Here is a 13,922-nt window from a genome sequence, read left to right on the forward strand (position 1 = left end):
TAAAGAAAGTCCTGCTCTCTTCAATGGGGGCAGGACTTTTTTGTATGCTCGGTCTGATCTTATAGCCGTTATTTGCGCAAAATGCGTGTGGAGGCACTTGCGCGCCGGAGCATATAAAAGATTTCATCCGTAATGCGGCGTGTTGAGTTGTGGCGGGCGAGCGCGTAGTTGGCGCAGAGGTGGGAAAGGAGCGAACCCGCCAGAAACAGGAGGCCGGCAGTATGCAGTATGTTGCCCAGTCCCGCAAGAGGAGAAACGATTCCGCCGAATGCAAATCCGATAGCGCCCAACAGAGCCGAAGCTATCCCAGCGTTTGTCCGTTCGCAGTCCATTGCCAGTGCACTGGAGGCGGTGAATGTCATTCCTACCATGGCCAGCAGGCAGAAAGCCAGCGTTTCGTATATCCAGAAGTTGCATCCGAGGTAGAGTGCAACGAATAAAACAGTTGACAGAAGCAGCATGGCGGAACTTCCGAATCCAAGCGCATCTTTCATGTTGCGGAACCTTACAGCTACGGTAGACGATATGACCATTGCGATAGCATTGGCCCCGAAGCAAAGGCTGAATTCCATCGGACTCAGCCCATAGTGCTGCTGCATGATGAACGGGGCAGAAGCAATGTTGGCGAAGAGCACCCCCATGGTCAATCCGTATTGCAGGATGTAGCAGAGGTATTGCCTGTTGTGCGTCACGGTTCTGAAGCGTCGGAATACGTTGCTCCAGCGCATGGAGGCGCGTTGTTCGGAAGACAATGATTCGTTGAAATGGAAGCTTCCGGCAAGCAGAATGACTCCCAGAAAGAGCAGGAAGCAGAATATTCCATGCCATCCGCCGATTTCGGATAAAGTGCCTCCGGCAATGGGGGCGGCTACAGTAGCTATTCCGTTGATAGCCCCGATGATTGCCAGCATGGCTGCGAGTTCGTGTCCTGCATATTTGTTGGCTGCTATGGATCTGGATATAACTACGCCTCCGGCTCCGGCTATTCCTTGGACAAGCCGAAGCGCAACGAACTGCAAGATGGTTTCGGAAAGAATGCAGCCCGCGGTAGAAAGCAGGAAGAGAATCATGGCGGCAAGCAGAGAGGAACGCCTGCCGAATTTGTCGCTGACAGGACCGAATACAAGCTGTCCTGCAGCCAGTCCGATCATGCTGGCCGTCAGTCCCAATTGCACCATTGATGATGACGTGTTGAAATAGCCGGTCATTGCAGGCAGGGTAGGCAGGTACATGTCCATTACGAAAGGCCCGAATGCGCTCAGCATTCCTAAAAAGATTATGGTGAAGGTTCTTGAATTTTGTCTGCTCTTCATTGTCGTGCCGTTTTTTAATTCGCCTGCAAAATTAGGGCATTTCTATGGGATGGAATATTTCGGAATTTGTACAAAACATTTCATTTTAGGAACAATGTGGTGGAAATATATACAGGGCAGCGGATTATTGGCTATATTTGTAGGAAAAAACAGAATAAATCCATTTGGGGAATATAGCAGGATATGGATAATACACTTTTTCCGTCTGATACCTTAAATATTCATTACGAGGAAACCGATCTGCAGTTTCTTCGTTTAAAGCCTTGTCATTTTCAGTGTGGGATTTATATTATTTGTGTGCAGGGATATGCCCGCATGTCAACGGGTGTGCAGCAATATGAATTGGCCGGACAGACCGAACTGATTTTTCTGACGGGCACGTTGCTGCAGCTTCTTGAGGCTTCGGACGATTTCCGCGTCCGTTTGCTGATGTTTCCTCAAGAGGTTTTTCTGAAAGCTGTGCTGCCTATTGATACACCTTATTTTAATTATACGCATGAGCATCCTTGCTACCGGCATACGGCAGACGAACGCAGCCAGAAGACATGGAAAGAAATCAATCTTTGGATGGATATGGCAAAGATGCTGTTTACAGGCAGCACCTCGCAGTTCAGGCGGCAGCAGGAACATGATTATTTGCAGGGAATGCTGATGTGGCTGTTCAACACCATTCAGGAAAAGCTGGCGTTGAAGAACCAGTATAGCCGGAAGCAGGTCATCTGCCACAGATTCATGCAGCTGGTCAGAGAGCATGGGCGGCAAGAGCATCAAGTGTCGTTCTATGCCGAAAAGTTGTGCATAACTCCGCGCTATCTGCATCAGGTGACGATGCAGTATATGGATGGAAGGTCGCCGAAAGAGTTGATCGACGAGCAGTTGACGGCAGAAATAAAGGTGCTGTTGAATCAGCCCGAACTGTCGGTTGCAGAAATAGCGGAGCGTTTGCATTTCGCGGACCAGTCGTACCTGACGCGATTCTTCAAGAAGAACACGGGCATGTCGCCCAAAGAATTTCGTTTGAAGTAGTTTCTTTGTTTTACGGCGGACAGAGTTAAATTATTTGCGTCTAGGTATGTCTGGAGATGATTTGGGGATAAATAAGGATAAAAAGAAATCGGCCAAGTGTTGATGTTTAATCACTTAGCCGATTTGCTCGTACCCAGACCCGGGGTCGAACCGGGATGGATGTTACTCCACTGGTGTTTGAGACCAGCGCGTCTACCGATTCCGCCATCTGGGCATTTCATTGAATTGTGGTGCAAAGGTACGCCTTTTTTTCGAACCTGCAACAGTTTTCCCGAAAAATGGTCAAAAAAACTTATCTAACACTATTTTGGATCCTTTTGAGGGGCATTTATGGGGAAAAAAGATTATCTTAGCGTAAACTTTAACGCTATTATATTATTAACCATGAGTAATAATAATTTTTATTGTGTTATCATGGCTGGCGGAACGGGGCGGAGGTTCTGGCCGTATAGCCGGAAAGCATTGCCCAAGCAGTTTCTCGACTTTTTCGGAAGTGGACAGACCCTTATCCAGCAGACCTACGAAAGGTATAGGCAGATTGTTCTTCCGGAAAATATCTATATTTCAACTTATAAGGATTATAAGGATATTGTGCTTGAACTGCTTCCCGAGGTAAAGGAAAGTCAGCTTATTATTGAGGAGGAGCATAGGAATACGGCTCCGGCCATCGCATATGCATCACATGTCATTCAGAAGATGGATCCTGACGCAACGGTGATAATGGCTCCGTCGGATAATATGGTGCTCAAGCAGGAGGAATTCAAGCAGGCAGTGCTGAAAGGTATGGAGTTTGCGTCACATTCAGGTAAATTGATCGTGATGGGGATTAAGCCGACTTATCCGGAAACGGGATATGGATACATTCAGGTGTCTGAAGAGCGTGAGGGGGATTTTTGCAAAATCAAGACATTCATCGAAAAGCCGGCAAGGGAGTTTGCCGAGGTGTTTGTGCAGGGTAACGAATTTTTTTGGAACTCAGGGATTTTCATTTGGCACATTGATACGATATTGAAGGCTTTTCATGAAATGCTTTCGGATATATGTCCGCGTGTGGAATGCGACCGTCCGGATTTCAGCTCATGTCCCAACAGTTCTTTCGATACGAGTATTATGGAAAAGGTAGACAATGTATATGTGCAGCTTTGTGATTTCGGTTGGGCGGATATTGGCACGTGGGGTGCTCTTCACGATTTGTTGCCGAAAGACGAAGAACGTAATGTGGTTATCGACAGCAATACGATGCTTTACGGATGCAAGAACAATCTGATAATGATGCCGAAGGACAAGCTTGCAGTGATACAGGATCTTGAAGGGTATCTGGTGGTTGAAAAAGACAATGTGCTTCTTATTTGCAGGAAAGACGACCAGAATGCTATCCGTAAATTTGTGAACGACGTTGAAATGCGTTTCGGAGAAAAATATTCCTGACAATGGATGAGATAGAAAGAGTCCGGGAAATGTCATTCCCGGATTTCTTTTTCCTGAAAGTCCTTCCTTCGCAGCACAAAGCTGTTGCTCAAGTATTTCTCTCGTACAATCTTGTTTTCGGCAAGTTCTTCGGGCGTGCCTTGGAAGAGGATTTTACCTTCGAACAGCAGGTAGGCCCGGTCGGTGATGCTCAGTGTTTCCTGTACGTTGTGGTCTGTAATCAGGATACCGATATTCTTGTCTTTCAGTCGCCACACAATGTGCTGGATGTCTTCTACGGCAATCGGGTCAACTCCGGCAAACGGTTCGTCAAGCATGATGAATTTAGGGTCGATGGCCAGGCAGCGGGCAATTTCCGTACGTCGGCGTTCGCCTCCCGAAAGCTGGTCGCCCAGATTCTTCCTTACCTTCTGTAGGCGGAATTCAGCGATCAAGCTTTCCAGTTTTTCTTTCTGATACTCCGGGCTTTTGTTTGTCAGTTCCAGCACGGAGGCTATATTGTCTTCCACACTCATCTTGCGGAACACTGAAGCCTCCTGCGCCAAATAGCCGATACCGATTTGGGCACGCTTGTATACCGGATAGGATGTGATGTCCTGATCGTTCAGATAAATGTGCCCTTCGTTTGGCACAATAAGTCCGGTTGTCATATAGAAAGATGTGGTTTTTCCTGCCCCATTGGGGCCTAACAGGCCTACGATTTCTCCCTGCTTCACATTGATCGACACGTGGCTTACTACCGTACGTTTGCCGTACTTCTTCACTAAGTTCTCTGTGCGCAATATCATCCGTCCGTCAGTCGGGAGTTCGAATGCTTCGGCTGTATGTGATTGGTTCTCTAGCTCTGCCATAATAGAATCGTTGAGTGCTGCAAAAGTAGTAAAATTATTGGGTTATATGGTCGTTCAGTAGAATTTCGTCTTATCTTTTATTATAATATAGCTAAAAAAGCGTACTTTTGTACCAAATATTATTCAAGCTTATGGTAAAGCCTATTACGAACTTTGGAAAATATCTTGTGCTGATGAGCCGGGTTTTTTCTCGTCCGGAACGTTTCCGAATGTATTTCAAGCAATATGTCAATGAGATGGTGCAGCTTGGAATCAATTCCATCGGCATTGTCCTTCTGATCTCATTTTTTATCGGAGCGGTAATCTGCATTCAGATCAAGCTGAATATCGAGAGTCCGTGGATGCCCCGATTCGTGGTGGGATATACCACGCGAGAAATTCTGCTGCTGGAGTTTTCGTCTTCTATCATGTGTTTGATCCTTGCGGGAAAGGTGGGGTCGAACATTGCTTCCGAAATCGGGACAATGCGCGTTACCCAGCAGATTGACGCACTGGAGATAATGGGGATCAATTCGGCCTCTTACCTGATACTTCCCAAGATACTCGGCCTGATGACCATTATCCCGCTGCTGGTTACATTCAGCATATTTGCCGGAATTATCGGTGCCTTCTGTACGGCGTGGTTTGCCGGAATAATGAATGCGACTGACTTGCAGTACGGTTTGCAATATTGCTTTGTGGAATGGTATATCTGGTGCGGGTTTATCAAATCACTTTTCTTTGCTTTCATCATAGCCAGTGTGTCGGCCTATTTCGGCTACACGGTTGAAGGAGGCTCTATTGCGGTGGGAAAGGCCAGCACAGACTCGGTGGTGTCAAGCAGTGTGCTGATATTGTTTTCTGATTTGATACTTACACAATTGTTAATGGGATGATACAACTGAATTCTATATGCAAGTCGTTTGAGGGACGTACGGTTCTTGACGACATCGATTTCTCTTTCGATGATGGAAAGACTAACCTGATAATCGGTCAAAGCGGTTCGGGAAAGACAGTGCTGATGAAATGCATTGTCGGTCTGCTTACACCTGAAAATGGTGAGGTGCTTTATGACGGACGGGATCTGATTCATATGGGAAAGAAAGAGAAGCAGGCGCTTCGCCGGGAAATGGGGATGATTTTTCAGAGTGCAGCCTTGTTCGACTCGTTGTCTGTGCTGGAAAATGTGATGTTCCCTCTTGACATGTTTTCAACGGATACTTACCGTGACCGCGTGAAGCGTGCCCGGTTTTGTCTGGACCGTGTGAACCTGATAGATGCGCAGGATAAATATCCCGGAGAGATCAGCGGAGGCATGCAGAAGCGTGTGGCGATTGCCCGTGCCATAGCCTTGCAGCCGAAGTATCTTTTTTGCGATGAGCCAAATTCGGGGCTTGACCCCAAGACTTCGCTGGTTATCGACGACTTGATCCATGGCATCACGGTTGAATATAATATGACTACCATTATCAATACGCATGACATGAATTCGGTGATGGGGATAGGCGACAGCATTCTGTTCATCTATCAAGGCCGGAAAGAATGGGAAGGCACGAAGGATGACGTGTTTAATGCAACCAACGAGCGGTTGAACAATTTCATTTTTGCTTCCGACCTGCTGCGGAAGGTGAAGCAGGAAGAAAACAAGGCCAAATGACGGGATGCTTCCGGCGCGAAAAAGGAGGGCGGAAAAACCTCTCCGGATGGGCGTTCGTTTTATGCAAGACATGCGCTCATCTTTCTTCAGATGAGCGGCCGTTTTTTGAAGAGGGCAGAGGAAATATGCGCAAGCGTGCGTTTTTCTTTTTTTTGCCTGACTTTTTGGTAATTGCCAGATTAAGCATTATTTTTGCAACCGCTTTGTAGAAAATAAAAGAAACTAATAATTAAATAAATAAGTCGGAAATGAATATTTCATTGCAAAATGTTGACAAAGTAAGTGCTGTGCTTACTGCTCAGATTGAAAAAGCTGATTATCAGGCTCAGGTTGACAAATCCCTGAAGACTCTGCGTCAGAGAGTGAATATGCCCGGATTCCGTAAAGGTATGGTTCCGATGGGACTGATTAAAAAGCAGTATGGAACTTCTGTATTGATTGAAGAAGTTGACAAGCTGCTGCAAGAAAAAGTGGGCGAATATATCCGTGACAACAAGGTTAATATGCTGGGAACTCCGCTGCCGAAGGAAAACAACGTAAACTTCGCGACAGACGAGAACTTTGAATTCTCGTTCGATATAGCTCTGGCTCCTGAATTTGACCTGGCGCTTTCGAAAGAGGATACCATCGATTATTATGATATCAATGTAACCGATGAAATGGTTGAACAGCAGGTGAAGATGTACACCCAGCGTACGGCCAAATATGAAAAAGTGGAAGAGTATCAGGATAACGACCTGCTGAAGGGTCTGTTGGCTGAACTTGATGAGAACGGCAATACAAAAGAGGGCGGCGTTCAGGTAGAAGGCGCTGTGATGATGCCTTCTTACATGAAGAACGATGAGCAGAAGGCTATCTTCAACGGAGTGAAAGTGAATACGGTGCTGGTGTTCAACCCTGCGGCTGCCTTCGACAACAATGAGGCCGAACTGGCTTCCTTGCTGAAGGTCAAGAAAGAAGAAGTTGCAAATCACAAAGGTAACTTCAGCTTCCAGATTGAAGAAATTACGCGTATGATTCCGGGCGACCTGAACCAGGAGCTGTTTGATCAGGTGCTGGGAGAAGGCAAGGCACATACGGAAGAAGAATTCCGTGCTCAAATTAAGGAGGTGATTGCCGGACAGTTTGCTGCCGACGCCGATTACAAGTTCTTGATTGATGTGCGCAACTATGCGATGAACAAGGTTGGCAAACTGGAATTTGCCGATGAACTGATGAAGCGCATCATGCTTGACAATAACAAAGACAAAGGTGAAGAGTTCGTTTCTCAGAACTACGACAAGAGCATCGAGGAGCTGACATGGCATTTGATTAAAGAAAAGCTGGTGGCTGCCAACAGCATTAAGGTTGAACAGAGCGATATCAGCGATATGGCGAAGGAGGCTACCCGCGCTCAGTTTGCTCAGTATGGAATGATCAATGTGCCTGATGAACTGCTTGAAAACTATTCTAAGGAAATGCTGAAGAAGCGTGAAAGCGTAGAGGCTCTTGTAAATCGTGTGATTGAAACGAAGCTGGCTAATGTTCTGAAAGAACAGGTGACATTGAATCACAAAGCTGTTTCGGCTGAGGAATTCAATCAGATGTTTCAATAAACAAGCAAATGCGGGTGGACGCAAATTGCTAAAACTTGCTAAAAAAGGGGGCTTTTAATCGGACTTCTTCCACAAGACGGAAGTGTTTTGTACTTTTGTTAGTCGGGAGAGAGGGGGATTGAAGGCCTCCTTTTCATTGTGTGACTTTAATCTTTATAAGATATGATGGATGATTTTAGAAAATATGCTACCAAGCATTTGGGCATGAACAGCATGGTGCTTGACGATGTGATCAAGTCGCAGGCGGGCTATCTGAACCCGTATATTCTGGAAGAGCGTCAGTTGAACGTGACTCAGCTGGATGTGTTCTCCCGGCTGATGATGGACCGTATCATCTTCCTCGGAACGCCTATTGACGACTATACGGCAAACACGCTTCAGGCACAGCTGCTTTATCTGGATTCTGTAGATTCAGGAAAAGATATCTCGATTTACATCAATTCGCCGGGAGGATCTGTGTATGCGGGATTGGGCATCTACGACACGATGCAGTTTATCAGCAGCGATGTGGCTACAATCTGTACAGGCATGGCGGCTTCTATGGCGGCTGTATTGTTGGTGGCGGGAAAGGAAGGCAAGCGTTCGGCTCTGACGCACTCGCGCGTGATGATTCACCAGCCGATGGGCGGAGCGCAGGGACAGGCTTCAGACATCGAGATTACAGCCCGTGAAATACAGAAACTGAAGAAGGAACTTTATACGATCATCGCCGACCATTCGCATACGCCTTTTGACAAGGTTTGGGCGGATTCCGACCGTGACTATTGGATGACGGCCCAGGAGGCGAAGGATTACGGGATGATTGATGAGGTGCTTTCGCGCAAACCTGAAGCAGCACAACAAGATATAACGAAATAAAAACAAGACAAATTGGAAGATAATAAAAGTTCAAGAACAAAAAGAAGATGCAATTTTTGCGGCCGTACGGAAAACGAAGTCGGATTTCTGATAACGGGAATCAATGGCTGCATCTGTGACAGCTGTGCGGAACAGGCGCATGAGATTGTTCAGGAAACGCTTCAGGCGAAGAACAAGCCTGCCGGTGAACTGGATATGAGCGAACTGCCGAAACCGAAAGATATAAAGGATTTTCTTGACCAGTATGTCATTGGACAGGATGATGCAAAGCGTTATCTGTCGGTTGCTGTCTACAATCATTACAAGCGTCTGCTTCAGCCGAAAGATGAGGCGGATGTGGAGATAGAGAAGTCGAACATCATTATGGTAGGAAGCACCGGTACGGGGAAGACTTTGCTTGCCCGTACGATAGCGAAGCTGCTTCATGTGCCGTTTACCATTGTTGATGCCACTGTGCTCACCGAAGCGGGTTATGTCGGAGAAGATATCGAAAGCATCCTTACCCGTTTGCTTCAGGTGGCAGACTATAACGTTGCCGAAGCCGAGCGGGGCATCGTGTTCATTGATGAAATCGACAAGATAGCGCGTAAGGGAGATAATCCTTCCATCACTCGCGATGTGAGCGGGGAAGGCGTTCAGCAGGGCTTGTTGAAACTGCTCGAAGGGTCTGTGGTCAATGTCCCCCCTCAAGGCGGACGCAAACATCCCGACCAGAAGATGATTCCGGTGAATACGAAAAACATTCTGTTTATTTGCGGCGGAGCTTTTGACGGAATCGAACGGAAAATCGCCCAGCGCCTGAATACGAATGTCGTAGGCTATAATGCCGCAAAGGAGCAGGTTAAGATAGACAGGAGCAACTTGATGCAGTATATTGCGCCGCAAGATCTGAAGTCGTTCGGGCTTATTCCCGAAATTATCGGCCGCTTGCCGGTGCTTACTTATCTGAATCCTTTGGACCGCAAGGCTTTGCGAAGTATTTTGACCGAGCCTAAAAACTCCATCATCAAGCAGTACGTCAAACTGTTCGAAATGGATGGGGTCAAGCTGGAGTTTGAGCCTGAAGTGTTCGAGTATATCGTTGACAAGGCTATGGAATACAAGCTGGGTGCCCGGGGACTGCGTTCGATAGTAGAAACCATCATGATGGATACGATGTTCGAGATTCCATCTCAGAAGACCGACCGCCTGGTGGTGACGCTTGCCTATGCAAAAGAACAGATGGGGAAAGCGAATCTGTCAAGGTTGCAGGTGGCGTGAAAAAGTGAGTGTTTTTTGTGAAGAGAAGTCTTTGGAGAAAAATATTCGCCGAAATTCTTGCATGATATGAAAAGTTGTTTATAACTTTATAGACAGAAAATTTCAACGGGAATTATACATTAAATCTGAGGACAATGACGGAAAATATCAATTTGACAGAGCAACTGAAGAAATATTTTGGCTTTGATACCTTCAAAGGTAATCAGGAAGCGATTATCCGGAATTTGTTATCCGGGAAAGATACTTTTGTATTGATGCCTACGGGCGGAGGCAAGTCCCTCTGCTACCAGCTTCCCTCCCTGCTGATGGAAGGTACTGCGATTGTTATTTCTCCGCTAATTGCCTTGATGAAGAATCAGGTGGATGCGATGCGCAACTTCAGCGAAGAAGATGGCGTGGCGCATTTCATCAATTCTTCACTGACAAAGTCTGCGATTGAACAGGTGAAGTCGGATATTCTTGCCGGCAAGACCAAGCTGCTTTATGTGGCTCCTGAATCGCTGACAAAAGAAGATAACGTTGAGTTTTTGAGGCAAGTGAAAATTTCTTTCTATGCTGTAGACGAGGCGCACTGCATTTCTGAATGGGGGCATGATTTCCGTCCGGAATACCGGCGTATACGTCCAATTATTGATGAAATCGGAAAGGCTCCGATCATTGCGCTTACGGCAACCGCTACTCCGAAAGTGAAGATGGATATCCAGAAGAACTTGGGGATGATGGAGGCGGCTGAGTTCAAATCGTCGTTTAACCGTCCGAACTTGTATTATGAAGTGAGGGCCAAGACGAACAATGTGGATGCTGATATCGTGAAGTTCATCAAACACAACGAAGGTAAATCGGGGATTATCTACTGTCTGAGCAGGAAAAAGGTTGAGGAACTGGCCGAGATTTTGCAGGCGAACGGAATCAAGGCGCGCCCGTATCATGCGGGGATGGATTCTGCCACACGGAATGCCAATCAAGATGCGTTCTTGAAAGAAGACATAGATGTGATTGTGGCTACCATCGCGTTTGGCATGGGGATTGATAAGCCGGATGTGCGTTTCGTGATTCATTACGATGTCCCTAAGAGCCTGGAAGGATATTATCAGGAAACCGGACGAGCCGGACGCGACGGGGGAGAAGGCCAGTGCATCACGTTCTATTCGAATAAAGATTTGCAGAAGCTGGAGAAATTCATGCAAGGGAAGCCGGTATCTGAGCAGGAAATCGGACGTCAGCTGTTGCAGGAAACGGCAGCTTATGCTGAGTCGTCCGTTTGCCGCAGAAAGATATTGTTGCATTATTTCGGAGAAGAATATACCGAAGACAATTGTGGAAATTGTGATAACTGTTTAAATCCTAAGAAACAAGTGGAGGCTCAGGATGCATTATGTACGGTGATAGAAACGATCATCGCTGTAAAAGAGAATTTTAAACAAGAGTATATTCTTGATATATTGTTGGGTAAGGAAACGTCGGAAGTGCTTGCCCATAAACATGAGGATCTGGAGATTTTCGGTGCCGGAATGGGCGAGGAGGACAGGCTGTGGAATGCTGTAATCCGTCAGGCTTTGATTGCCGGGTACTTGAAGAAAGATGTAGAGAACTATGGCCTGCTGAAGGTTACTTCCGAAGGACACAAGTTCTTGAAGAAGCCGAAATCGTTCAAGATTGTGGAAGATACGGATTTTGATGAAGAGGAAGCGGAAGAAACTCCGATGAGGAGCGGAGCTTCGTGTGCCGTTGATCCGGTTCTGTATGCTATGCTGAAAGATCTGCGCAAGAAGATGTCGAAAAAACTGGATGTTCCTCCTTATGTGATTTTCCAGGATCCTTCGTTGGAGGCCATGGCTACAATTTATCCTGTTACATTGGAGGAGTTGCAGAATATCCCGGGAGTTGGAGCCGGAAAGGCAAAACGCTATGGACAGGAGTTCTGCGACCTGATAAAGAAACACTGCGAGGAGAATGAAATCGACCGACCGGAAGATTTACGCGTGCGTACGGTTGCCAACAAGTCGAAACTGAAGGTTTCAATCATTCAAAGTATCGACCGTAAGGTGGCGCTTGACGATATTGCTGTTGCTAAGGGTATTGAGTTCAGCGAACTGCTTGATGAAATTGAAGCGATTGTTTATTCGGGAACCAAGCTCAACATCGATTATTTCTTGAATGAAATCATGGACGAAGACCATATGCAGGACATTTATGATTATTTCAAGGAATCTACGACCGACAATATTGATGATGCGATGGAGGAACTGGGCGATGACTACACGGAAGATGAAATCCGTCTGGTTCGCATCAAGTTCATTTCTGAAATGGCAAATTGACCAAAAAGACACAAGAAAATGTGTGCAGGCGCGGAAAACAGGGGAATGAACCGCTGTTTTTCGCGTTTTCTTTGAAAAAAGATGTTAAGTCGTCTGTTGGTTTGGAAGAAAATCCGTATATTTGCACGCAATAAAATCTTAACGCATAAAGTCCTATGTCATTTATTGCAGATAAAGTTGTTATGGACGGATTAACGTATGATGATGTATTGTTGATTCCGGCCTATTCAGAAGTTTTACCTAAGACAGTCGAGCTCACGACTAAGTTTTCACGCAACATTGAGTTGAAAATTCCGTTTGTAACTGCAGCTATGGATACGGTTACAGAGGCGCAGATGGCTATTGCCATTGCACGCGAAGGGGGTATCGGTGTGATTCATAAGAATATGTCTATCGAAGAACAGGCGCGTCAGGTAGCTATCGTGAAGCGTGCCGAAAATGGCATGATTTATGATCCTGTCACAATTAAAAGGGGATCAACGGTGAAGGATGCACTGGATATCATGGCTGAATATAAAATCGGCGGTATTCCTGTGGTTGATGACGAGAAATATCTTGTAGGCATTGTGACAAACCGTGACCTTCGTTTCGAGAAGGATTTGTCAAAGCGGATAGATGAAGTGATGACAAAAGACAATATCGTGACCACAGCTCCGGGAACAGATATGGAGACTGCATCCAATATCCTCCAGGAACATAAAATTGAGAAACTTCCTGTTGTGGATGCCAACGGCAAGCTCGTAGGATTGATAACTTATAAGGATATTACAAAGGCTAAGGACAAGCCGATGGCTTGCAAAGATTCGAAAGGGCGTTTGCGCGTAGCTGCCGGTGTGGGTGTGACCAAGGATACGCTGGAGCGCATGGAGGCTTTGGTGAAGGCTGGGGCCGATGCCATTGTTATTGATACGGCTCATGGCCATTCAAAGAATGTAATTGACAAACTGAAGGAAGCTAAGCAGAAATTTCCTGAAATTGATATTGTTGTCGGTAATGTAGCGACCGGCGAAGCGGCCAAGGCCTTGGTTGAGGCTGGTGCGGATGCGGTGAAAGTAGGTATCGGTCCGGGTTCTATCTGTACGACACGTGTAGTTGCCGGAGTAGGTGTTCCGCAGCTGACTGCAGTATATGACGTAGCCAAGGCATTGGAGGGTACGGGTGTGCCTTTGATCGCCGACGGCGGTTTGCGTTATTCAGGCGATGTGGTAAAGGCACTGGCTGCCGGTGGATACAGCGTAATGATCGGTTCATTGGTTGCCGGAACAGAAGAGTCGCCGGGTGACACAATCATCTTCAACGGGCGTAAGTTCAAGTCTTACCGCGGCATGGGTTCGCTTGAAGCTATGGAAAATGGTTCAAAAGACCGTTATTTCCAATCAGATACAACAGATGTGAAGAAACTGGTTCCGGAAGGAATTTCTGCCCGGGTTCCGTATAAAGGAACTTTGTATGAAGTCATTTATCAGTTGGTAGGAGGACTTCGTTCGGGTATGGGATATTGCGGTGCGCATAATATTATGGAATTGCACAATGCCAAGTTTACTCGTATAACGAATGCCGGCGTGTTGGAAAGTCATCCGCACGATGTGGCTATTACGAGCGAGGCTCCTAATTACAGCCGTCCGCAGTAATTCATC

At 46.5% G+C, this 13,922-nt stretch carries 11 protein-coding genes and 1 tRNA gene; 9 read left to right on the forward strand and 3 right to left on the reverse strand.

Annotation, left to right across the window (positions count from 1 at the left end):
* Window positions 1–68: 68 nt before the first annotated feature.
* The gene (locus QUW60_RS08700; protein WP_289559890.1) at window positions 69–1,313 is read right to left on the reverse strand and encodes a multidrug effflux MFS transporter; all 1,245 of its coding nucleotides are present in this window, start codon (window positions 1,311–1,313) and stop codon (window positions 69–71) included.
* A 183-nt stretch (window positions 1,314–1,496) separates the two neighbouring features.
* Between QUW60_RS08700 and QUW60_RS08705 the strand changes: the two genes are divergently transcribed.
* The gene (locus tag QUW60_RS08705; protein WP_258337968.1) at window positions 1,497–2,339 is read left to right on the forward strand and encodes a helix-turn-helix transcriptional regulator; all 843 of its coding nucleotides are present in this window, start codon (window positions 1,497–1,499) and stop codon (window positions 2,337–2,339) included.
* A 130-nt stretch (window positions 2,340–2,469) separates the two neighbouring features.
* Here QUW60_RS08705 and QUW60_RS08710 read toward each other — a convergent pair.
* Window positions 2,470–2,553, reverse strand: a tRNA-Leu gene (locus QUW60_RS08710).
* 170 nt (window positions 2,554–2,723) lie between these two features.
* Here QUW60_RS08710 and QUW60_RS08715 point away from each other — a divergent pair.
* Window positions 2,724–3,767 carry a mannose-1-phosphate guanylyltransferase gene (locus QUW60_RS08715; protein WP_289559893.1) on the forward strand — a complete coding sequence of 348 codons (1,044 nt, stop codon included), beginning with the start codon at window positions 2,724–2,726 and terminating at the stop codon, window positions 3,765–3,767.
* A gap of 32 nt (window positions 3,768–3,799) precedes the next feature.
* On the opposite strand, the gene lptB is transcribed toward QUW60_RS08715, so the two are convergent.
* The gene (lptB, locus tag QUW60_RS08720) at window positions 3,800–4,618 is read right to left on the reverse strand and encodes an LPS export ABC transporter ATP-binding protein (protein ID WP_258337970.1); all 819 of its coding nucleotides are present in this window, start codon (window positions 4,616–4,618) and stop codon (window positions 3,800–3,802) included.
* A 131-nt stretch (window positions 4,619–4,749) separates the two neighbouring features.
* Between lptB and QUW60_RS08725 the strand changes: the two genes are divergently transcribed.
* From QUW60_RS08725 to guaB, 7 genes are all read left to right on the forward strand, one after another.
* Window positions 4,750–5,493, forward strand: coding sequence for an MlaE family ABC transporter permease (locus QUW60_RS08725; protein ID WP_258337971.1), 744 nt, complete (start codon window positions 4,750–4,752; stop codon window positions 5,491–5,493).
* Entirely contained in the window at window positions 5,490–6,254 is a 765-nt protein-coding gene (locus QUW60_RS08730) for an ABC transporter ATP-binding protein (RefSeq protein WP_258337972.1), read from the forward strand. Before QUW60_RS08725 ends, QUW60_RS08730 begins: the two co-directional genes overlap by 4 nt.
* Window positions 6,255–6,502: 248 nt before the next feature.
* Window positions 6,503–7,849, forward strand: coding sequence for a trigger factor (tig, locus tag QUW60_RS08735; protein WP_289559896.1), 1,347 nt, complete (start codon window positions 6,503–6,505; stop codon window positions 7,847–7,849).
* 165 nt (window positions 7,850–8,014) lie between these two features.
* Window positions 8,015–8,707 (forward strand): ATP-dependent Clp endopeptidase proteolytic subunit ClpP, encoded by a 693-nt coding sequence (gene clpP / locus QUW60_RS08740; protein ID WP_258337996.1) that lies wholly within the window; start codon window positions 8,015–8,017, stop codon window positions 8,705–8,707.
* A gap of 12 nt (window positions 8,708–8,719) precedes the next feature.
* Complete coding sequence (gene clpX, locus QUW60_RS08745) at window positions 8,720–9,967, forward strand: ATP-dependent Clp protease ATP-binding subunit ClpX (RefSeq protein ID WP_289559898.1); 1,248 nt, start codon at window positions 8,720–8,722, stop codon at window positions 9,965–9,967.
* A 134-nt stretch (window positions 9,968–10,101) separates the two neighbouring features.
* A complete protein-coding gene (gene recQ / locus QUW60_RS08750; protein ID WP_258337975.1) occupies window positions 10,102–12,285 on the forward strand; it encodes a DNA helicase RecQ in 2,184 nt (727 codons plus the stop codon).
* A gap of 155 nt (window positions 12,286–12,440) precedes the next feature.
* Window positions 12,441–13,916 (forward strand): IMP dehydrogenase, encoded by a 1,476-nt coding sequence (guaB, locus tag QUW60_RS08755; protein ID WP_258337976.1) that lies wholly within the window; start codon window positions 12,441–12,443, stop codon window positions 13,914–13,916.
* The last annotated feature ends 6 nt before the right edge of the window (window positions 13,917–13,922 follow it).

The sequence above is a fragment of the Bacteroides gallinaceum genome (genome assembly GCF_030373775.1).
Classification (GTDB): domain Bacteria; phylum Bacteroidota; class Bacteroidia; order Bacteroidales; family Bacteroidaceae; genus Phocaeicola; species Phocaeicola excrementipullorum.

Coding starts and splice junctions, on each gene's coding strand:
- recQ (WP_258337975.1), top strand. CDS start 10,102: ATGACGGAAAATATCAATTTGACAGAGCAACTGAAGAAATATTTTGGC.
- lptB (WP_258337970.1), bottom strand. CDS start 4,618: ATGGCAGAGCTAGAGAACCAATCACATACAGCCGAAGCATTCGAACTC.
- clpP (WP_258337996.1), top strand. CDS start 8,015: ATGGATGATTTTAGAAAATATGCTACCAAGCATTTGGGCATGAACAGC.
- QUW60_RS08705 (WP_258337968.1), top strand. CDS start 1,497: ATGGATAATACACTTTTTCCGTCTGATACCTTAAATATTCATTACGAG.
- tig (WP_289559896.1), top strand. CDS start 6,503: ATGAATATTTCATTGCAAAATGTTGACAAAGTAAGTGCTGTGCTTACT.
- QUW60_RS08715 (WP_289559893.1), top strand. CDS start 2,724: ATGAGTAATAATAATTTTTATTGTGTTATCATGGCTGGCGGAACGGGG.
- guaB (WP_258337976.1), top strand. CDS start 12,441: ATGTCATTTATTGCAGATAAAGTTGTTATGGACGGATTAACGTATGAT.
- QUW60_RS08730 (WP_258337972.1), top strand. CDS start 5,490: ATGATACAACTGAATTCTATATGCAAGTCGTTTGAGGGACGTACGGTT.
- QUW60_RS08700 (WP_289559890.1), bottom strand. CDS start 1,313: ATGAAGAGCAGACAAAATTCAAGAACCTTCACCATAATCTTTTTAGGA.
- QUW60_RS08725 (WP_258337971.1), top strand. CDS start 4,750: ATGGTAAAGCCTATTACGAACTTTGGAAAATATCTTGTGCTGATGAGC.